Annotated in this window: 20 protein-coding genes; 13 read left to right on the forward strand and 7 right to left on the reverse strand. The window is 58.7% G+C overall.

Features of this window, described 5'->3' with window-relative positions; translation table 11 throughout:
- The first annotated feature begins 3 nt into the window (after positions 1–3).
- From tsaD to groL, 5 genes are all read left to right on the forward strand, one after another.
- Positions 4–1,089 (forward strand): tRNA (adenosine(37)-N6)-threonylcarbamoyltransferase complex transferase subunit TsaD, encoded by a 1,086-nt coding sequence (gene tsaD / locus ADA16_RS08030; protein WP_048760975.1) that lies wholly within the window; start codon positions 4–6, stop codon positions 1,087–1,089.
- Complete coding sequence (locus ADA16_RS08035; RefSeq protein ID WP_048760736.1) at positions 1,086–1,778, forward strand: hypothetical protein; 693 nt, start codon at positions 1,086–1,088, stop codon at positions 1,776–1,778. The genes tsaD and ADA16_RS08035 overlap by 4 nt, the downstream gene beginning before the upstream one ends.
- Positions 1,779–1,852: 74 nt before the next feature.
- Positions 1,853–2,776, forward strand: coding sequence for a hypothetical protein (locus ADA16_RS11410; protein ID WP_239659403.1), 924 nt, complete (start codon positions 1,853–1,855; stop codon positions 2,774–2,776).
- Positions 2,777–2,932: 156 nt separating this feature from the next.
- On the forward strand, positions 2,933–3,232 hold the full coding sequence (groES, locus tag ADA16_RS08050; RefSeq protein WP_005510054.1) for a co-chaperone GroES: 300 nt from the start codon (positions 2,933–2,935) through the stop codon (positions 3,230–3,232).
- A 19-nt stretch (positions 3,233–3,251) separates the two neighbouring features.
- The gene (groL, locus tag ADA16_RS08055; RefSeq protein ID WP_048760737.1) at positions 3,252–4,856 is read left to right on the forward strand and encodes a chaperonin GroEL; all 1,605 of its coding nucleotides are present in this window, start codon (positions 3,252–3,254) and stop codon (positions 4,854–4,856) included.
- 119 nt (positions 4,857–4,975) lie between these two features.
- Here the strand turns inward: groL and ADA16_RS08060 are convergent, their stop codons facing one another.
- Together ADA16_RS08060 and ADA16_RS08065 are read right to left on the reverse strand one after the other, a co-directional pair.
- On the reverse strand, positions 4,976–5,299 hold the full coding sequence (locus ADA16_RS08060) for a WhiB family transcriptional regulator (RefSeq protein WP_016422117.1): 324 nt from the start codon (positions 5,297–5,299) through the stop codon (positions 4,976–4,978).
- A 137-nt stretch (positions 5,300–5,436) separates the two neighbouring features.
- Positions 5,437–5,805 (reverse strand): DUF5319 domain-containing protein, encoded by a 369-nt coding sequence (locus ADA16_RS08065; RefSeq protein ID WP_048760980.1) that lies wholly within the window; start codon positions 5,803–5,805, stop codon positions 5,437–5,439.
- Positions 5,806–6,068: 263 nt separating this feature from the next.
- Here ADA16_RS08065 and guaB point away from each other — a divergent pair, with 263 nt between their 5' ends.
- From guaB to guaA, 4 genes are all read left to right on the forward strand, one after another.
- On the forward strand, positions 6,069–7,598 hold the full coding sequence (guaB, locus tag ADA16_RS08070; protein ID WP_048760988.1) for an IMP dehydrogenase: 1,530 nt from the start codon (positions 6,069–6,071) through the stop codon (positions 7,596–7,598).
- 50 nt (positions 7,599–7,648) lie between these two features.
- On the forward strand, positions 7,649–8,797 hold the full coding sequence (locus tag ADA16_RS08075; protein ID WP_048760740.1) for a GuaB3 family IMP dehydrogenase-related protein: 1,149 nt from the start codon (positions 7,649–7,651) through the stop codon (positions 8,795–8,797).
- A 119-nt stretch (positions 8,798–8,916) separates the two neighbouring features.
- Positions 8,917–10,665, forward strand: coding sequence for an FAD-dependent oxidoreductase (locus tag ADA16_RS08080; RefSeq protein ID WP_048760741.1), 1,749 nt, complete (start codon positions 8,917–8,919; stop codon positions 10,663–10,665).
- A 13-nt stretch (positions 10,666–10,678) separates the two neighbouring features.
- Positions 10,679–12,253 (forward strand): glutamine-hydrolyzing GMP synthase, encoded by a 1,575-nt coding sequence (gene guaA / locus ADA16_RS08085; RefSeq protein ID WP_048760743.1) that lies wholly within the window; start codon positions 10,679–10,681, stop codon positions 12,251–12,253.
- A gap of 4 nt (positions 12,254–12,257) precedes the next feature.
- Here the strand turns inward: guaA and ADA16_RS08090 are convergent, their stop codons facing one another.
- Positions 12,258–13,019 (reverse strand): hypothetical protein, encoded by a 762-nt coding sequence (locus tag ADA16_RS08090; protein ID WP_048760745.1) that lies wholly within the window; start codon positions 13,017–13,019, stop codon positions 12,258–12,260.
- Between the two features lie 65 nt (positions 13,020–13,084).
- On the opposite strand from ADA16_RS08090, the gene ADA16_RS08095 reads away from it, so the two are divergent.
- From ADA16_RS08095 to ADA16_RS08105, 3 genes are all read left to right on the forward strand, one after another.
- The gene (locus ADA16_RS08095) at positions 13,085–13,390 is read left to right on the forward strand and encodes an antibiotic biosynthesis monooxygenase family protein (RefSeq protein WP_048760991.1); all 306 of its coding nucleotides are present in this window, start codon (positions 13,085–13,087) and stop codon (positions 13,388–13,390) included.
- Between the two features lie 194 nt (positions 13,391–13,584).
- Positions 13,585–14,280: a hypothetical protein gene (locus ADA16_RS08100; RefSeq protein WP_048760747.1), complete on the forward strand. Its 696-nt coding sequence runs from the start codon at positions 13,585–13,587 to the stop codon at positions 14,278–14,280.
- Positions 14,280–15,944 carry a Y-family DNA polymerase gene (locus tag ADA16_RS08105; RefSeq protein WP_048760749.1) on the forward strand — a complete coding sequence of 555 codons (1,665 nt, stop codon included), beginning with the start codon at positions 14,280–14,282 and terminating at the stop codon, positions 15,942–15,944. Before ADA16_RS08100 ends, ADA16_RS08105 begins: the two co-directional genes overlap by 1 nt.
- Positions 15,945–15,983: 39 nt before the next feature.
- On the opposite strand, the gene ADA16_RS08110 is transcribed toward ADA16_RS08105, so the two are convergent.
- Positions 15,984–16,664, reverse strand: coding sequence for an AMIN-like domain-containing (lipo)protein (locus ADA16_RS08110; protein ID WP_048760751.1), 681 nt, complete (start codon positions 16,662–16,664; stop codon positions 15,984–15,986).
- Between the two features lie 163 nt (positions 16,665–16,827).
- Between ADA16_RS08110 and ADA16_RS08115 the strand changes: the two genes are divergently transcribed.
- A complete protein-coding gene (locus tag ADA16_RS08115) occupies positions 16,828–17,739 on the forward strand; it encodes a sucrase ferredoxin (RefSeq protein WP_048760752.1) in 912 nt (303 codons plus the stop codon).
- 24 nt (positions 17,740–17,763) lie between these two features.
- Here the strand turns inward: ADA16_RS08115 and ADA16_RS08120 are convergent, their stop codons facing one another.
- The 3 genes from ADA16_RS08120 to ADA16_RS08130 form a co-directional block, all read right to left on the reverse strand.
- Positions 17,764–18,396 (reverse strand): methionine ABC transporter permease, encoded by a 633-nt coding sequence (locus ADA16_RS08120; RefSeq protein WP_239659413.1) that lies wholly within the window; start codon positions 18,394–18,396, stop codon positions 17,764–17,766.
- A 65-nt stretch (positions 18,397–18,461) separates the two neighbouring features.
- The gene (locus tag ADA16_RS08125; RefSeq protein ID WP_048760759.1) at positions 18,462–19,511 is read right to left on the reverse strand and encodes a methionine ABC transporter ATP-binding protein; all 1,050 of its coding nucleotides are present in this window, start codon (positions 19,509–19,511) and stop codon (positions 18,462–18,464) included.
- 64 nt (positions 19,512–19,575) lie between these two features.
- The gene (locus tag ADA16_RS08130; RefSeq protein ID WP_048760761.1) at positions 19,576–20,442 is read right to left on the reverse strand and encodes a MetQ/NlpA family ABC transporter substrate-binding protein; all 867 of its coding nucleotides are present in this window, start codon (positions 20,440–20,442) and stop codon (positions 19,576–19,578) included.
- Positions 20,443–20,682: the final 240 nt, after the last annotated feature.

Consider the following 20,682-nt stretch of genomic DNA (forward strand, 5'->3'; position numbering starts at 1 on the left):
GAGTTGACCCTGCTGGCAATCGAGAGTTCCTGCGATGAGACTGGCGCCGCAGTGATGCGCGTGCGCTACGACGACACTGGCACCGGCGCCGGCACCCCTGCCATTCCCGAGGTGGAAGTGCTTGCCGACGTCGTCGCATCCTCCATGGAACAGCACGCCCGTTTTGGCGGTGTGGTTCCCGAGATTGCCTCTCGCGCTCATTTGGAAGCCCTGCAGCCAGTGGTTTCCGAGGCTCGCGCGCAAGCAGCTGCCAAGCTCGGTATCGATACTTTTATCCCAGATGCCGTCGCTGCCACCGTGGGGCCTGGTCTCGCCGGTGCGCTGCTGGTTGGTTCGGCAGGCGCGAAGGCTTATGCCGCCGCCTGGGGTGTGCCTTTCTACGGCATCAACCACCTGGGCGGCCATGTTGCTGTCGGAGCTCTCGATGGCGCGGATTTGTCCAATGCAGTGGCGCTGCTAGTTTCCGGCGGTCACACGCAGCTGCTGCGCGTGCAGGGGGTTGGCTGCCCGATGGAGGAGCTCGGGTCGACGCTTGACGACGCTGCCGGAGAAGCCTACGACAAGGTTTCTAGGTTGCTCGGGTTGGGTTATCCGGGCGGTCCGATTATCGATAAGTTGGCCAAGCAGGGAAACCGCAAGGCCATCGCTTTTCCACGCGCCATGATGCGCCAGCAGGATGCGCGCCATGACTTCTCCTTCTCCGGGCTCAAGACCGCCGTGGCCCGCTACGTTGAAGCCGCGGAGAAGGAAGGACGTGAGTACTCGGTCGAAGACGTCTGTGCTTCCTTCCAGGAAGCGGTCTGCGATGTGTTGACGAAGAAGGCCGTTCGCGCCGCTCAGGATGTGGGCGCCACCACTCTGCTGCTCGGTGGCGGTGTAGCTGCGAACTCGAGGCTGCGTGAGCTCGCAGCGGCGCGGGCCACATCGGCGGGAATCACTCTGCACGTACCACCGATTAAGCTGTGTACTGATAACGGTGTCATGATTGGCGCAGCTGCTGCCTACTTAATTGCGGCGGGAGCTAAGCCCTCTGGTTACGCCTGTCCGACCGACCCATCCATGCCAGTGGAAGAGCCTGTAGTGCAATGAGCGGTAATTTCAATCAGTGGGAACTGAACCCTGAGCAGCCCGAGCAATCGAACCAGTCCGAGTGGGCGGAGACACAGCAGTTCGCGCCAGTATCTGGCGGTAGTGGTGGCAGCACTCGCGGTGGCCTGGTCTGGGCACTTGTTGCAGTCGTGGCAATCGTGCTGGTCGCCGTGCTGGGTTACTTGGCGTGGGGAGTAAAAACCGAGCGGATCAGTTTGCCCGTGGTAGAGGTGGCGCAAGAGTCGTCGTCAAGCGTGGAGCAAACGCCTGCGGAGATAACGTCGACGAAAACAGTTACCCAGACGCAGACTGAAACGCAGGTTCAGCAGGAACCGGTGTGGCGGGAAAACTCCGGCTTTATTTCTTCGGTTGAGACTTCTCGGGGAACCATTGTGCCGGCGAGCCTGGCGTGTGACGGTCATTATGTGGTGATTGTCCAGTCCGTGATAGGCGGCAACAATTCGACAACGCGGCAGGAATTGGCACGTGCGCTTGAGCAGGACTCGGACCTTCGGTACGCCACGCCTGGGCTGTGTCCGTCATTGAGGCCTTCCTATGAGGACAAGGACGTTTACGCTGTCTACTTCGATGCTGGTAGCGCGGAAGAAGCTTGCTCGTTGAAGCGCCAGTGGGGCGGAAACGTGCGCGCAATGAAAAATGAGACTGATTACCACTCAGACCCGTGTTAAATTCCGTTAATTGACTATGACTTGTTTCTCTGTCGTCGATTGCAGAACAACTACAGGAAAGCGCTTGCCCAAAAATGAGTAAAGACTACAGCGAGTGGGAGCTTCAGCCATCCGATAATTCGCAAGATCAGACTGAGCTGTTTGCACCACAGTCGCAAGCACCGCAAGGTGAAGATCAGCGCGGTCGTGGTCGGGGAGTGTTATGGGCGATGGTCACGCTGCTGCTTGTTTTGATTGTCGCTGTAGCGGCGGTGCTTTACCTAGTTGTGAGGGGTCGAGGTGAACAGTGGCTTGGTGCAGGCGCCAAGGATGAAGCAGCGCCGAAGCGTACTGTTACCGCGACTGCGACGGAGACCGTGAAGGTGAAGTCGCCGGAGAAGACCAAGAAGGAACGCTGTGCGGCATCGGCTTTCGTCAATGATGCAAGTCGATTCGTTGTTCATTTTTGTGATGGCCAGTGGGCTGTGACTGGGGTTGAAGGCACCGGTGGATTCGGCGCGTGGCGCTGGGACGGTTCGGGATGGGCTGAATACGAGCGCCACGGGACACAATCGCCCAGTGACTACGCTTGCTTCGACATGGACCGGCTGAAGCGAGAAGGCGCCCCGGTTGGTTTCCAGAATGCGGTGACAGCATGCGAGGGGTCAGAGACCACGACGTCGACAAAGACGACGACCAAGAAGAAGGAAACCACGAGTACGGCTAGCTCTGAGTATCCGATTAGTGGGGATTGCGAGACATCGGCGTTCCCGACTACGGAGGAGAACTTTACGGTCGTCGCCTGTGACGGATGGTGGGCACTGGGTGGACGCGCAAACAGTGGTGGACTGGTGGTTTACCAATGGGACGAAGGTGCCTGGCAAAGGAGGGAGCCAGACAGTCGTTACACAACCGGCTCGGGCGGTCCCTGCTTTAGCGATGAATACATCGAAGAACACGGAATGACGGTTACGGTGTTCGATCGGATGGCTTGCAACCCCGACAAGCTGACTAACTAGCATTAGCGCTCACTATTGTTGAGTGTTAGCACTTGCAGGGGTAGAGTGCTAACGAAGGTTGTTTGACACACAGTTGTTCACCCGCGACGACGGCTGTGCACGGCAGACCAACCGGCACAAGAACATCACATCACCGCATGTATGGAGGAATTCATCGTGGCGAACGTCAACATCAAGCCGCTGGAGGACCGCGTCCTCGTCCAGATCAACGAAGCAGAGACCACCACGGCTTCCGGCCTGGTTATCCCGGACTCCGCTAAGGAGAAGCCGCAGGAGGCCACCGTTATTGCAGTTGGTCCGGGTCGCTGGGCCGATGACGATGACCGCATTCCTATGGACGTCAAGGAGGGTGACATCGTCATCTTCTCCAAGTACGGCGGCACTGAGCTGAAGTACCAGGGCGAGGAGTACCTGCTGCTGTCGCAGCGCGACATCCTGGCTGTTATCGAGAACTAAAGGGAGGACGTACCCACACATGGCGAAGCTTATTGCTTTTAACGAAGAGGCTCGCGAAGGCCTCAAGCGCGGTGTGGACACGCTTGCCGACGCAGTCAAGGTCACGCTTGGCCCGAAGGGTCGCAACGTTGTCCTGGACAAGGCTTTCGGTGGTCCGCTGGTCACCAATGACGGTGTGACCATCGCCCGCGACATCGACGTTGAGGATCCGTTCGAGAACCTCGGCGCTCAGTTGGTTAAGTCTGTTGCGGTCAAGACCAATGACGTTGCCGGTGACGGCACTACTACCGCAACGCTGCTGGCACAGGCGCTGGTCCACGAGGGTCTGCGCAATGTTGCAGCTGGCGCAAACCCGGTTTCCCTGAACCGCGGTATCCACGCTGCATCTGATAAGGCTGTTGAACTGCTGAAGCAGCGTGCCACCCCGGTGAGCAGCTCTGCTGCCATCGCACAGGTGGCAACCGTTTCCTCGCGTGACACTGAAATCGGTGACCTGGTTGCAGGTGCTATGGACAAGGTTGGCAAGGACGGCGTCGTCTCTGTTGAAGAGTCGCAGTCGATTGCCACTGAGCTGTCCGTGACTGAGGGCGTGTCCTTTAATAAGGGCTTCCTGTCGCCGTACTTCATCACCGACGTTGAGGCTCAGCAGGCAATTCTCGACGGTGCACAGGTCCTGCTGGTCCGCGAGAAGATTTCCTCCCTGCCAGAGTTCCTGCCGATTTTGGAGAAGATTGCCGAGTCCGGCAAGCCGACTCTGATTATGGCTGAGGATATCGAGGGCGAGGCTCTGTCCGCGCTGGTCATCAACGCTATGCGCAAGACCTTGAAGGTTGCCGCAGTGAAGGCACCGTACTTCGGTGACCGTCGTAAGGCATTCATGGATGACCTGGCAGTTGTCACTGGTGCGACCGTCGTTACGGCTGACACCGGCATGCAGCTCAAGGACGTTGGACTTGAGGTGCTGGGTAATGCGCGCCGCATCACCATTACCAAGGATGAGACCGTCCTGGTTGACGGTGCTAGCACCGCTGAGGCTGTGGAAGAGCGTCGTAACCAGATTCGTGCCGAGATTGAACGCACCGACTCTGACTGGGACCGCGAGAAGCTGGAAGAGCGTCTGGCGAAGCTCTCTGGCGGCGTGGCTGTCATTAAGGTTGGCGCTGCTACCGAGACCGAGGTCAACGAGCGCAAGCTGCGCGTCGAGGATGCCATCAACGCTGCTCGTGCAGCAGCCCAGGAAGGCGTTATCGCCGGTGGCGGTTCCGTGCTGGTGCAGATTTCCCGTGAACTCGAGGCATTTGCCGACGAGTTTGAGGGAGACGAGGCAGTCGGTGTTCGCGCAGTTGCCAAGGCTCTGACCCGTCCGGCTTTCTGGATTGCAGAGAACGCTGGTAAGGATGGCGCAGTCGTCGTCTACCACATCGGCGAGCAGGAGAATGGCAACGGCTACAACGCTGCTACCGACACCTACGAGAACCTGATTGAGTCCGGTGTCATCGACCCGGTCAAGGTCACTCACTCCGCAGTCGTCAACGCAACCTCCGTGGCACGCATGCTGCTGACTACCGAGGCTTCCGTTGTGGACAAGCCGGAAGAGGAGCCGGAGCACGATCACGCTCACTAATCGCTAATGAGCTAGTGCACTAGTTGCTAGTACGCGAAATGCTCCCTGCCTTTCAATCGAAGGGTGGGGAGCACTTTTGTTTCTATGTAAGTTAGCTGGAGGCCGAAAGAGCAGAGAACCTACATGGCAGTGACCAGAACGCGTTCAAGTTCGCGCTCGCGTGCAGCCGGCTTAGCTCGAAGGATCTCATTTCGCTCAGACTCGCTGAGACCACCCCACACGCCGTATGGTTCACCAACCTTGAGTGCGTGACTACGGCACTGCATGAGAACGGGGCAAGAACGGCAGATAGCCTTCGCGCGGGCTTCGCGGAGGCTGCGTGCGCGTCCGCGCTCGCCTTCCGGGTGGAAGAAAGTTGCGGAGTCCTGCCCGCGGCAAGAGCCGTGCAGCTGCCAATCCCACAAATCTGCATTGGGCCCGGGCAAGTGGTCGATGTACGTCATCGGATTTGATGTCTCCTTCACTGAGCTTTCTTGAAGCAGTGAGCTCAAGTGTGGAGGCCAACAATGAACGGTTGGTAAACCCCAGGAGGCTAACCGGGATACTGTGCAAACAATTCCGTCAAACTCTTATCAAATTTTTAGAAACGACCAGGTCGGCGCGAACGCAGACCGTCGACAAAGCCTGCGCAGTATTCCCATGGGGCGTAGCGGGTTCGGTCCGGGTCGAACTGCGGCTCGTGGACTGGGGACTCCTGGCCTGACAGAAGCATCAAGTAGTGATTTTCCAGTACATCCCAGTTATAAAAGTGCTCGTCACCGCAGTCCTCACACAGCATGCACACGCCAAGCAGTCCCTCTGGACTCAGTGCAGTACGAAATAGGCGAACGGCGGAAAGGTCTTCAAGAACTTCCCGACGTTCCTGGTCTGTCAACGGCGCGAAAGGCTCATCCGGCTCGAGGAAGCTTGCCGGGTCATTGGGATCTCCTTCGAACGGATCCCGCGGCATGGATGAGAAAAAGTTGTGGTTCACAATCACTACCGTAACAGCTCTGTACGGCAATCCCGACGATTGGCAATGCACTTAGTTGGGGTTTAGTTCACCTTGGTATAACCCTCAGCTAGCTTTTGGCTAACCCTTGTCGGGCACCTGTCGCTCCGCCTAATTGTCGCGTTTCATCACTTAGGGACTACCCTGTATATAACGTTTGGCAACCACGAAGCGATAGCGCCCCTGGCCGGATGTCGGCAAGGGTGGAGCAGGAGGAGTCCATGACCAACCCCACGGGAATTAGCCTCGGCGGAGACAATCCCAACAAGATTCCACTAGTCGGCCTTACATTCGATGATGTCCTGCTGCTGCCGGACGCTTCGGACGTTATCCCCTCCGCTGTTGATACCTCTACGCAGCTGACTCGTGAACTGCGTCTGAACATTCCAATCGTGTCCGCCGCTATGGACACCGTCACCGAAGCTCGCATGGCCGTCGCCATGGCCCGCCAGGGCGGCATGGGCATTTTGCACCGCAACCTGTCCATTGAGGACCAGGCTCAGCAGGTTGAGATTGTGAAGCGCTCTGAGGCCGGCATGGTATCCGACCCGGTGACCTGCTCCCCGGAAGACACCATCGCTGACGTGGACGCCAAGTGCGCTCGCTACCGCATCTCCGGTCTGCCGGTTGTGGACAAGGACGGCAAGCTAGTCGGTATCTGCACCAACCGCGACATGCGCTTCGAGGCAGATTTGAACCGCAAGGTCTCCGAGATTATGACCCCGATGCCACTTGTCGTGGCGGAACAGGGTGTGTCCGGCGATGCGGCTCTGAACCTGCTGCGCGCCCACAAGGTCGAGAAGCTGCCAATCGTCGATGGTGAAGGTCGTCTGACTGGCCTGATTACTGTTAAGGACTTCGTCAAGAAGGATCAGTACCCGAACGCTTCTAAGGATGGCTCTGGTCGACTGCTGGTCGGTGCTGGTATCGGTACCGGTGAGGATTCCTGGAAGCGTGCACACGCACTGGCTGATGCTGGAGTTGACGTGCTTGTGGTGGACACCGCTCACGCTCACAACACCGGCGTGCTTGAGATGGTCTCCCGCGTTAAGAAGGAATTCGGCGAGAACATCCAGATTATCGGCGGCAACCTGGCGACCCGTGGTGCTGCACAGGCGATGATTGACGCTGGTGCGGATGCCATCAAGGTCGGTATCGGCCCGGGCTCGATTTGTACCACCCGCGTTGTCGCAGGTGTCGGCGCGCCACAGATCACCGCCATCATGGAAGCTTCCGTCGCCGCTAAGAAGGCCGGCGTTCCGATTATCGCCGACGGCGGTATGCAGTTCTCCGGCGATATCGCCAAGGCTCTGGCCGCCGGCGCATCCTCCGTCATGCTCGGCTCGATGTTGGCCGGCACCGCTGAGGCGCCAGGTGAGGTGACCTTCGTCAACGGCAAGCAGTACAAGATGTATCGCGGCATGGGCTCGCTGGGCGCCATGCAGGGCCGTGGCCTGACCGGCGAGAAGCGCTCCTACTCTAAGGACCGCTACTTCCAGGCTGATGTCAAGAGCGAAGAGAAGCTGGTTCCAGAGGGCATCGAGGGCCGTGTTCCGTTCCGCGGCAGCATCGACTCCATTGTTCACCAGCTGGTCGGTGGCCTGCGCGCCGCTATGGGCTACACCGGTTCTGCAACCGTCGAACAGCTGCACGACGCACAGTTCGTCCAGATTACCGCTGCCGGTCTGCGCGAGTCGCACCCGCACGATATCCAGATGACTGTCGAAGCGCCGAACTACTACCAGCGCTAGACTGACTTAGTCGAGTTAAATTCCACGGAAAGGGCATGTGAGGCAAGCTCATGCGCGACATCGTTGAAATCGGTATTGGCCGCGAGGCACGCCGGACCTACGAGTTGGACGATATTGCACTCGTTCCGACTCGTCGTACCCGGTCATCCAAGGACGTCGATACCTCCTGGCGAATTGATGCCTATGATTTCGAACTACCGATGATGATGCATCCGACGGATGCCATCGCCAGCCCGGAATCCGTCGCTGAATTTGCTCGTCTGGGTGGTTTGGCGGTTCTCAATGCCGAGGGCATTTGGGCTCGCCACACCGATGCGCAGGACAAGATTGCCGAGTTGGTGGAGCTGGCAAAGAACGCCACCACCAAGCTCGACTCCGAGGCAGTGAATCGCAAGCTGCAGGAACTGCACTCTGCTCCGATTGACACCGATCTGCTGGTCGAGCGCATCAAGGAGATTCGTGCAACCGGTGCGATTACTGCAGTTCGTGTCTCCCCGCAGCACGCCCGTGAGCTGGCTCCGCTGGCTATCAAGGCTGGCATCGACTTGTTGGTTATCCAGGGCACACTGATTTCTGCAGAGCATGTCACTGCTCAGGGTGAGCCGCTGAACCTCAAGGACTTCATCGGCAGCCTGGATGTCCCAGTTATCGTCGGCGGTGTCGTCGACTACCAGACTGCGCTGCACATGATGCGCACCGGTGCCGCTGGTGTGATTGTCGGTACGGGCTTTACGACGTCCCCGGGTGCGCTCGGCATCGACGTACCAATGGCCACCGCTATTGCCGATGCCGCAGCTGCTCGTAAGGACTACCTCGATGAGACCGAGGGGCGCTACGTCCACATCATTGCTGATGGTGGCATCGATACCGCCGGGGACATTGCTAAGGCAATCGCTTGTGGCGCAGATGCTGTGGCGCTGTCCAGCGTGCTGGCAACCGTCAATGAAGCTCCGGGGCAGGGCTACGCCTGGCCGTCTGTCGCGGCACACCCGAAGTACCCGCGCGGTGCCGTGTGGCAGGTCGTCGAAGATGAGAGGGAACTGGTCAGCCTGGAAGAGGCTTTGTTTGGGCCGTCCGCCTCGCCGTTCGGTGATCGCAATCTCGCCGGCGGCCTGCGCCGCGCAATGGCCAAGTGCGGTTTTACCGACCTGAAGTCCTTCCACCGCGTTGAGCTATCGGTACGTCCAAAGGGTTTTTAGTTAAAGTAATCGGATAGTTTTTTCGTGAAACTACCTTACTGAAAAGCCACCTCCGCTTAGGGTTAGGAACATATGTTCCGCGCATTAGCGTTACGCCCTTAGCGAAGGTGGCTTTTCCCATGAGTAAACAACCCGATTTCGATGTTGTAATCGTCGGTTCCGGTTTCGGTGGTTCCGTTTCTGCCTTGCGGTTGACTGAAAAAGGCTACCGAGTGGCAGTTCTTGAAGCTGGTCGACGATTCGAAGATAAAGACTTTGCCAAAAACAGCTGGCGGCTTCACAAGTACCTGTGGGCGCCGAAGCTGGGTCTCTTTGGTGTCCAGCGTGTGCACATGTTGAAAGACGTCATGATTCTCGCTGGTGCGGGCGTCGGTGGTGGTTCCCTCAACTACGCCAATACTCTGTATAAGCCGGGCACCGAGTACTTCCAGCACCGTCAGTGGGCGCACATCACTGACTGGGAATCGGAACTCACTCCGCACTACGACAATGCGTCTCGCATGCTGGGTGTAGTCACCAACCCATCCAACACGCCTGCCGACGTCGTCATGCGTGAGGTAGCCGAAGATATGGGTGTGGGCCATACATTCCGCTCGACTCCCGTGGGTGTGTTCTTCGGTGCCAAGACTGGTGGTCAGGGTGCACCGGGGCAAACAGTTTCCGATCCTTACTTCGGTGGGGTTGGCCCGGACCGCACTGCATGTACGGAATGCGGTGAGTGCATGACTGGTTGCCGCCACAATGCCAAGAACACCCTGGTCAAAAACTACCTCTACTTGGCGGAGAAGTTTGGTGCGCAGGTCTTTGACCGCACTACCGTTACCGGGCTGCACCCTCAGGCTGATGGTTCCTGGGTTATTGACACTGAGCGTACTGGCCGTTGGGTAGCTAAGGGTAAGCAGCAGTTTAAGGCTAAGCGCGTCATTCTCGCCGCCGGTGCTTGGGGAACCCAGAATCTGCTGCACCGGCAGCAGGCCGATGGGCACTTGCCACTGATGCCGAAGACTTTGGGCAAGCTGACGCGCACCAACTCTGAGGCTATTTTGGGTGCGATGGGCACGAAGGTCGACCCGGAAAATGACTTCTCCAATGGTGTCGCTATTACTTCGTCGTTCTTCCCAGATGAGGACACCCATATCGAGCCAGTGCGCTACGGCAAGGGCTCTAATGCCATCGCAATGCTGCAGATGATTATGACCGAAGGAGATCGTCGGACTCCGCGTTGGCTACAGGCGGTGGGGACCGTCGCAAAGCACCCTAACTACTTGGCGCAGCTCGTGAATCTGCGAAAGTGGTCGCAGCGCACCGTGATTTCCTTGGTGATGCAGAATCGCGACAACTCGATTACCACGTACCTGCAAAAGATCGGGCCGGTGCGTTTCCTGATGAGTAAGCAGGGCGAGGGCGAGCCGAATCCGACGTGGATTCCGTCTGGTAACGAAGCTACGCAACGTGCGGCGGACAAGCTCAATGTGCGTGGTCGGAATGGTCGTGTGCTGTCTGGTGGCACTATCGGTGAGTTGGCAAATATCCCTTTGACTGCCCACTTCATTGGTGGCGCGACGATTTCGGATTCGCCGGAAAACGGCGTAGTCGACCCGTACCTGCGCGTGTGGGGCTACCCGACGCTCTCGATTCACGACGGTTCGGCAATGGCTGCCAACCCGGGTGTAAACCCATCGCTGTCGATTTCCGCGAATGCGGAACGTGCAACATCGCTGTGGCCGAATAAAGGCGAGGAAGATCAGCGTCCGGCTCAGGGGGAGCCCTATGCGCGTCTGGAGCCAATCGCTCCGGTGAGCCCGGCTGTGCCGACAGACGCTCCGGCCGCACTGAACCTGGGTATGCCTGCGATCCGTAAGTCTTGATAAGCTTTAGGGCGTGTCTGAACAGGTGACTAAGCCCGTCCTCGTCGTGGACTTCGGTGCGCAGTATGCGCAGCTCATCGCGCGACGTGTGCGTGAGGCAAAAATTTATTCCGAAGTGGTCTCGCATGATGCGACGACTGAAGAAATTAAGGCCAAGAACCCGGCCGCGCTGGTGCTGTCCGGCGGTCCGTCCAGTGCCTACGCCGAAGGCGCTCCGAAGCTCAACCCAGAGTGGCTTGAGCTGGGCATTCCGGTGTTCGGCATTTGCTACGGTTTCCAGGCTATGACTGAGGCTCTCGGTGGCACCATTGCTGCTACCGGTGACCGTGAGTACGGTCGCACGCAGCTGAACATCGTCGACGGTGGCGGTGTTGCTCATGCTGGTGTGCCGGAGACGCACGAGGTGTGGATGAGCCACGGTGACGCGGTGTCTAAGGCGCCGGAGGGCTTCACCGTTACGGCTTCCACCAAGGGGGCTCCGGTGGCGGCTTTCGAGTGCTTGGACAAGCGCATGGCCGGTGTGCAGTACCACCCGGAGGTCAACCACTCGCCGTACGGCCAGAAGGTATTGGAGCAGTTCCTGTACAAAGTTGCTGGCCTCGAGCCGGACTGGACTGCCGCTAATATCGCGGAAGAGCTCATTGAGCAGGTTCGTAACCAGGTCGGTGAGACCGGCCGCGCAATCTGCGGTTTGTCCGGCGGTGTTGACTCCGCAGTTGCTGCCGCGCTTGTACAGCGCGCTATTGGTGACCGCCTGACCTGCGTCTTCGTCGACCACGGGCTGCTGCGCCAGGGGGAGCGCGAGCAGGTTGAGAAGGATTTCGTTGCCGCAACTGGTGCGAAGCTGATCACCGTCGACGATTCCAAGATCTTCCTGGATGCCCTGGCGGGGATCACTGATCCGGAGACCAAGCGCAAGACCATCGGCCGTGAGTTCATCCGTTCCTTCGAGCGCGCTGTTGCACAGGCGCTGGAAGGCGCTCCGGAGGGGGAGACCGTGGACTTCCTGGTTCAGGGCACTCTGTACCCGGATGTGGTCGAGTCTGGCGGCGGTTCTGGCACCGCCAACATTAAGAGTCACCACAATGTCGGTGGTCTGCCGGATGACGTCGAGTTCACCCTCGTTGAGCCGCTGCGTCTGCTGTTCAAGGACGAGGTTCGTGCGGTCGGCCGCGAGCTGGGGCTGCCGGAGGAAATCGTTGCTCGCCAGCCGTTCCCGGGTCCGGGTCTCGGCATCCGCATCATCGGCGCTGTTGATGAACAGCGTCTGGACACCCTTCGTCGCGCCGACGCTATTGCGCGCGAGGAAATGACGGCCGCAGGTATGGACGAGGTTGTCTGGCAGTGCCCGGTCGTCCTGCTTGCCGACGTCCGCTCGGTCGGTGTTCAGGGCGATGGCCGTACTTATGGCCACCCAATCGTGCTGCGTCCGGTTTCCTCTGAGGACGCGATGACCGCTGACTGGACTCGCGTTCCCTACGATACGCTGGAGAAAATCTCCACTCGTATCACCAACGAAGTACCAGAGGTCAACCGAGTGGTTCTGGATGTGACTTCCAAGCCGCCGGGAACCATTGAGTGGGAGTAAGCCACTAGTTGGCAAGGGCCGTGTCTGTGAGTTGTGCAAACTCGCGGGCACGGCCTTTTTCCGTCAGGGCCGAATTGTTCTTGGCGATGGTGATGCGCCTATCGGCCACGAGCGTGTGGAGGGCTGCGCTCACGTCATCGTCGTCAAGCATGGCGAAATACGGGAGCTGGTCGGTGAAGAAGACGTAGCTGTCGCGTAGACGTGCGGTGGCGAGAACAGCGAGGATGCGGGCCTCTGGTGAGTCGGCAGGATAGGGGCAGTGCTGGGCGAAGTTGTCGGGAAGTTGTGCGGCCAGCGGGAGGAACCCGAATTGCCGCGGCAGGATTGCGCAGGTAGCGGTGATGGCGGCCAGAACTAGGGTCACTATGCAGGCGACCGGTGTAGAGGAGATGCGTTCGGCGACGGCAGCAATAATCCATGCGCCGGGGAACATCAGCAGCACGCTGACACTGCTATTCCAAGAGATGTCGTTTGGTGACTCGCGCATCGGCTCGGTGAAATAGGACGGCCGAGTTTCTTTGGTGGATGTTTTTGCCTGGTGCGCGAAAAGAGTGGCGCCGATGAGCACCAGTAAAAGCGCTATCATAATCCACCAGCCAATGGAGCCGATGATGTGGGCTTTAAGCAGCGCGAGCAGTGCGATCACTGCGGTGGTGACGCCAATTGCTGTCCCCAGCCGCACGGGGCTATTGATAAATTTTGTCGTGCGTTGGGCCGCGTCTTGGTAAGAACCTGAAGAGGGTTGGTGTTGGCAGCGTTCAGTCATAGTTCTTCACTGTAGTAGTGGAAGAACTATAGATTGTTGAATGCTGTGTGGCTAGTGTTATGGATATGAGCATTGTAAAAATTAACGCTATTACGGTTCCTGAGGGCGCAGGAGAAGAGCTCGAACGTCGCTTTTCCGCTAACTCTTCAAAGATGACCGATGTGCCGGGTTTCATTGGTTTTCAGCTGCTGCGTCCAACTGCGGGGGAGAGCCGTTACTTCGTCTTTACCGAGTGGGAGAGCGAGGAGGCATATCAGAGCTGGCGTGGTGGTCATGCTTTCAAGGCCTCGCACGAGGGCGAAAAGCGCAAGCCGGTATCGTCGTCGGCTGATCTGCTCGAGTTCGATGTAGTCCTGGATGTGAAGGCCTAAGTAGTACGCAATGTAGTGCTCGGCTGAGTTTGAGAGCGTCGCGCGGTGATGTGCGGCGCTTTTCTTCGCACATTAATATCGAACGTACGTGCTATTTAGGGTAGTGTTTAATCCGCTCGTTGGGAAAGAATATTCGAGCAAGGTTCATAGTGGGTATGGCAGTAAGACGATAGCGGGATGAGGTGGAACAGGAAATGACAACGGCGGTCAATATTGCTGCAGGGCAGTCTAAGGAACAGACTATTGCCGCATTGCGGCAGGCGATGGCAGTCCAGTCTGGCGGGGCTGTAACGGGTGAAACCTTTGGGCTCGGTGAGGCTCTGCCGGTGCCGGTGGCGTTGGAAAAAACATTGGCGGGAGCAGTGCGAAAAGGGGCCGTCAGTGTCATTGGACAGCCCGGTGTAGTGTTGGCGGGCCTAATCGCGGAAGCTACGAAGACAGGTCATGTTGCTTTAGTGGGGCTCTCCGAGCAGGGGTTGCTCTCCGTTGTGGAGTTGGGTGGGAAGTTATCGAACATCATCTGCGTGCCAGATCCTGGGATGCGGCCACTTGAGGTAATTGGGCTGTTGGCGGACGGCGTTGACTTGGTGGTGGCTTCGTTGGCACGCACTCCGGTGCCGTCGCAGGCCCGCCCGCTGCAGGCGCGACTGCGCACGAGCGGTTGTGCTCTGGTCTTTGTCGGGCAGCAGTGGCCGGGGGCGGAGTCAACGATTTCCAGCTCTGTTGCTGATGTTGCAGGACTTGGTGCTGGGCATGGCCGGATTCGGGCAGTGGATTACCAAGTCAGTATGTCGGGGACAAGGTTTCCGCGACGGCAGTGCCGTTGGCGGGTGGGCGAACAGGTGGAGCGGAACAACGTGGTGGCCTTTCCCACGCGGAGGAGGTCCTAATGGCCGAGGCGGAATTGAATCGTGTGGTGGCGCTGTGGCTTCCTGATTGGCCAGTGCAGGCAGCGCATCTAGCGTCTGAGACGTCGCAGGCCAACCCACTCACCCCAGTGGCGATTGTGGGCGATAGCGGAGTGGCTGCTTGTTCGCCGAGTGCGCGCCGTGCCGGGGTGCGGCGCGGGCAGAGTCGTCGTCATGCGGAAGCGTTGTGTCCGGAGCTGGAGATTGTGGAAGAAAGCGCAGTGCGCGACGCTGCGGAATTCGAGCCAGTGCTGCAGCGATTGGAGGCGGTGGCAGCCGGGGTCGAAGCTCTACGTCCAGGCTTGGCGGTCGTGGCAGCTCGAGGGGTGATGCGCTATTACGGGGGTCAGGATGTGGCCTTGGAAAAGTTGCTCGATGCAGCGGCAGTGCCGGGCGTTGACTGTCGTTTGGGGCTCGCGGACGATATTGTGACGGCTATTTTGGCAGCGCGTCGGGGAGTACTGGTGGCTCCAGGGGTGAACGAGGGCAAAAGATTTCGCCAGGGAGTCTCTCTGGTGGAGCTGAGGGCGGAAAGCGCACTGGAGATGCCCGCAGAGCTTGCGAAGTCGTGGCAGGAACTTGGCCTGCGCACATTGGGAGATGTCGCTGCATTGCCAAAACGGGACATAGCCAACAGGTTCGGGACGCAGGGGGCTAAATGGCATGATTTGGCCTGTCACGGAGAAGTGCGGTTGGTGGCGCCACGGTCCCTACCGCCGGGATTGGTGGCGAGCTACCAGTCTTGGGAGAGTCCACTCCGGCGAGTGGATGAGGCCTCATTTGTGGCGCGCTTTCTCGCTGGACAGCTGCATGAACAGCTTTTTAACCATGGGTATTCGTGTTATCGCTTGGCGGTGGTGGCGCATTTTAGTGACGGCTCAGAGACGCGGAGAGTGTGGCGCTGCACTGAGCCACTGGCGGAACAGACTACGGCTGACAGAGTTCGGTGGCAGCTCGATGGCTGGCTGAATAACAGGAATCGGCAGCAGGCACGAGGCGGCGATGGCACTGTTGATGGCACTGTTGAAGGCACCGAGGAAATTGATGGAGCTGACGGCCGTGGAATCATAGAGCTGCAGTTAGAGCCACTGGACGTAGTTGCCGCCGGTACTGTAAAGCAGGATTTGTGGCATGGCAGCGACGATGCACGAGCCAAAGCGCGCCGGGCTGCCGAACGCGTGCAGGGGTTGTTGGGGTCAGAGGCAGTACAGCAACCAATCATGCAAGGCGGGCGTGGCCCAGGCGAGAGAGTGGGGTTTGTCGCTTTCGGGGAGAATCCCAAAACCACAAAAACCGTGGATGTTGATCAGTCATGGCCGGGAGCTGTTCTTACACCCAACCCGACAATTACTCCCGCAGCCGCAAATGCAGAGGTGGAGGTGTTCGATGCCAGTGGGCAGTCCGTGGGCGTGACTGGGCGAGCAACCATGACCGCAGAGCCGGTTCTGGTACGGCATGGAATGAAAACATACCGCGTGTCATCGTGGGCAGGGCCATGGCCCATCGATGAGCGCTGGTGGGTGCCCGATGAGGCCCGCCGGGCGGCAAGAATGCAGGTTCGCGCGGTAGCGCATGACGGCACCATCGCCGCCTGGTTGCTCATAGGGCATGCCGGCGCATGGAGAATCGAGGGAGCCTACGCGTAGAGGCGCGGCAGGCGCCGGTGGCGCGGGTGGGCAAACCGGTTACTTCGACTGGAAGTCAATAACCAGGCGGTTCGGATTGTTCAGCGAGAAAACCTTGAACGGAGTCTTATCGCCCTTGAGGCCGACGACGTACTGAGTTTGCCCCTCGAAGGTTCCGGCACCGACGACTTCCTTGATAACGGAAGTCGATGTCGGCTTGACCGGGCCAGAAGGGAAGTCCTCCACCTGGAAATCAAAGGGATAGCCCATGCCCCGCAAGTCGATTACCAGCTTGGCCGCACCGTCGACAGAAATTGGCTTGCCGGAGCCCTGTTGGGTCGGCACATCCTCATAGCGGACGAAGTATCCCGGAGTGCCCTCACCCGTGAGCTCAAAGACAATGCGGTCGTAGCCATCATGAGAACCGACACGGACATCTTCAATACCCAAGTAAGCGCCATCGGAAGGAGCAGCTTCTGCGGAGGAGCTGTTGAAATCGCCCTCCGGAGCAGCATCGTCATCCATGGTGGTTTGCGCCACGGTGGACGAGCTAGTGGAGCTGCTAGAGCTGCTCGACAAATCGGAGGTGCCAGCGGTTGAGTCAGTTTTCATAGACAGTGCAGCAGCCGAGTCTGAGGAGGAGTCAGAGGAGCAGGCACCGAGAGCTAGGCCCAATGCGAGGCACAGGGATGCCGCGATACGGGTACGGGTGCGCGAAACATCCAGCGATTTCGTATTCATACGTCTGACGGTATGTGCGCAATTACGGAATTTCAACAAGCTGAACTGTAAAAGCCGAGGTCAAAAGTATTTGTTGTCAAAGTGTTGCACAATAGTAATAAAACAGGGGTGAACGCTGCGACCTGAGCCACAATCGTAGAGGCGCTCAATTACGCTTAGGCGTATGAGCCAGGCCAAATTTGATACCACCTGTTCCGCTCAGATGACTGAGCCGCTTCCCGGTACCGCGAAGATCGGAAAGCTCTTTATTGCGTTGGAGCACCAACTCGGTTGGTCGCACGATATTTTTGACGGCGGTGTGTGGGGGAAAGATATTACCGGTCAGGTAGAGGCCTGGTTGGCTGAACGCGGTGGCGCGCTGCAACTGATTCGCAAACCAGGCCGAATCGGGCAGCAACCGTGTGACGGTGTCAATGTCTATATTGCGCACTGCGAGTCAATCGATGGTTCTGGGGTTTTTCTCGAGCACCGCACGGTTGCCGATGTTGAAGATCTGATGACTCTGGATATCCGCCTTGGCCAACCCACCGAGGGAGCCACTCGTCTCGACCATCCACTGTTTCTCATCTGTACGCACGGTAAGCGTGACCGCTGCTGTGCGATTAAAGGTCGCCCGCTCGCTGCGGCGATGCACAACCTCTATCCGGAGATGGTGTGGGAAACTTCGCATTCTAAGGGGCACCGCTTCGCGCCGGCGAGCGTGCTTCTGCCATGGAATTACAGCTTTGGGCGGATAAGTGCGGTGGACGCCAAGGGGGTCATCGAAGACGCTAAACGGGGCATCGTGCATGCAGAGGGCTGCCGCGGCCGTGGTATCTACACCCCGCAGGGGCAGGCAGCCGAGTTGGCTGTGCGTCGTCAAGCAGATGCGTGGGGCGTAGACGATGTCGCTCGCGTTGACGTCGACGGCGCGACTGCAGTCGTCGCGCTTTACGACGATCCCAGCGACCGCGACCAGGTCGTGGAATATGAAGTGACCCTGGAGAAAATCACCACGGAAGGCGTTGTGTCTTCCTGCGGTGATGCTCCAGGGTCAAAGAAGGGCTGGGCTGCGGTCGAGATAACCCGCCGTTAGCTAGTGACTAGCTAATGTGCGCGGCTACCTGCGCATAATCTTCTTGGATAGCCAGTTGCCGAAGATCTGCGCCAACTGAACGATGAAGATGATGACCAGGGTTGTTACCAGGGTGACGTTCCAGTCGAAGGCCTGATAGCCGTAGGTGATTGCGAAGTTACCCAGTCCGCCACCGCCGATGTAGCCGGCCATGGCCGACATGTCGACCACGGCGATGAAGGCGAAGGTGTAGCCAAGTACCAGTGGGCCCAGGGCTTCCGGCACGACGACCGTGCGAATGATGCGCCACGGACTTGCGCCCATTGCTCGAGCGGCCTCAATCACACCGGGGTCGATGGACATCAGGTTCTGCTCCACCAGGCGGGCAATGGCGAAGGTGGCGGCAATCGACATGACGAACACGGCGGCTTCGGTGCCAATCGTGGTGCCGACCACGCTCTTTGTCAGTGGGCCGATGGCCGTAACCAAGATGATGAACGGGATTGGGCGGACAAAGTTAATCAGGACATTGAGGACCTGGTAAACAAACTTGTTGCGCAGCACACCGCCATCGCGGGTGGTGTAGAGCAGCACGCCGATTGCCAGACCTGCGACACCGCCAATCAGCATGGCGACACAGACCATGTAGAGCGTCTGGCCGAATGCCTCGCCCAGCATCGGACCGAGGCTATCCCAGTTGGTGTCCTTGCCACTCACCGATGGCAGAGAGTTTAAGAGACCGATCATGATGCAAGCTCCTCTACCTGTGTCAGTTCGGAAATAGCAGCAATGGCGGCATCGAAATTAGGGGAATCCGAGGAGGAATCACCTGGCAGCGGAGTCAACCGCAAAGTGAGGCGGCCATACGACTTCGCCTGCACATTGGCGACCGCACCGTGCGCCACCGAGGCGGCGACACCGTGGGCACTAGTGGCCTGTGCCAGGGCACCGAGGTCAACACCGTCATTGATAGTGATGGTGACTAGGCGAGCCGCTGCGCTCTCGGCAGACTGATTCACCGAATCGCGCTCACGGCCAACCGGAACATCGCGCAGGGCGGTGGTGGCGAAGCGGCGGCCAACCTCAGTCTTGGGATTGGCAAAGACCCCGTGGACCGTACCAGTTTCGACGATGTGCCCATTTTCCATGATGGCCATGCGGTCAGCGATACCGCGCACAACCGACATGTCATGGGTAATCAGCACGATAGTGACACCCATTTCGCGATTGATGCGACGCAGCAGATCCAGGACACCGGAAGTAGTTTCCGGGTCGAGTGCCGAGGTGGCTTCGTCGGCAAGCAAGAGCGTCGGTTCGGTGGCGAGCGCACGGGCGATGCCGACACGCTGCTTCTGTCCACCCGAGAGCTGCTCTGGGAAGGACTCCGCCTTGTCGCCGAGGCCGACGAACTCCAGCAGCTCCTGGGCACGAGCGCGCCGCTTGGCCTTCGGCATACCGGCCAGTTCCAGCGGGTATTCAACGTTGCGAATCGCATTGCGCGAATGGAAGAGGTTGAAGTGCTGGAAAATCATGCCGATATTGCGGCGCAAACCCCGTAGCTGGCGCTCGGAGATACCGACAATGTCGGTGTCATCGAGCAAAACCTGCCCTGATGTTGGTTTTTCCAGGCCGTTAATCATGCGGATGAGTGTTGATTTGCCGGCGCCGGAATAACCGATGACGCCGAGGATTTCGCCCGGTTCAACGATTAGGTTGATGTCGGCGAGCGCGGTGACGTCGCCGAATTGCTTGTTCAGCTCGCGGAATTCGAGCTTCGTTCCCTTGTTGGTCACGAATGAATCAGTGCCCCTTGGTCTGTGTTCCCTGGTGTTGGGCGGTGCTTAAGTGGCAGTGGCTTTAGTTCTGCTCGCGCTGCTGCTCTTCGACGCGATCCAGAATCTCTTGCAGCTCCTTAGCCGAACGGTCAACCGGAACCGAGGTGCCCTTGGAGTCCTCAGCGACTGCGTCCTGGACCTCCTCGGAGTGCCAGATCTTGGAGAGCTCCGCGTACTTCGGGTTGTCAGCGTTTTCCGCCTTGGTGACAAAGATGTTGATGTACGGCTCTGCCTCTGTGGAGTTCGGGTCATCCTGGAAGATGGCGGTGTTCGGGTCGATACCGGCACGGTCCAAGAAGGAGTTATTGATAATGGCCGGCTTGCCCTCGCCGTAAGCGGCCGGAGTCTGAGCGGCATCCACCGGCAGAACCTTGACCGTGGAAGCTTCCTTGTCGATGTCGGCCGGAGACGGAGTCAGCAGGTCATCCTGCTTGAGCTTCAACAGGCCAGCCTGAACCAGCACGTTAATCGCGCGCCCCTGGTTGGACGGGTCGTTCGGGATGACGACCTCGGTGCCCTTCTCCAGCTCATCAACCGACTTGTGGTCCTTCCAGAACAGTGCCAGCGGGACAATCTCGCTCGAGCCAATCGGGGTCAGGTCCGACTTGGCGCCGACGTTGTACTCAGCCAGGAACTTGATGTGCTGGAAGAGGTTGACGTCAAGCTGCCCCTCATCGAGTGCGCGGTTCGGAGTCTGGTAGTCGGAGAAGTTCTGAACATCCAGTTCAATACCCTGCTCAGAGGCCTTCTGCTCGAATACGGTCCAGGCCTTCTTGCCGGCATCCGTGGTGCCGATGCGAATGGCATCATCCGAGTTGCCGCAGGCAGTAAGGCCGGTTGCGGCGAATGCAACAGTAAGAACACCGGCGGAAAAACGCTTGAGGTTCATTGAGGGGTCTCCTTGCTTAATGGGGGTTGTTAGCTGAAGTTTTAATACAGAACTAGACCAAGCTGTCTTTAATTCTGGGGTTAAGGCTAGCACTTGCCCAGGTAGTGCTGAAAATTTAATTTCAGCTTAAACAGTCGAGTGTGGCTGGGATGTGGCTTACGGATGTGGTTCGGGGGTGATGCTTAACGCACGTGGTAATCGAAAATGTGTTTGAATGCGGTCCGTGGGGTGGGTTAAAGT

It is taken from the genome of Corynebacterium vitaeruminis, assembly GCF_001054325.1.
GTDB lineage: Bacteria > Actinomycetota > Actinomycetes > Mycobacteriales > Mycobacteriaceae > Corynebacterium > Corynebacterium vitaeruminis_A.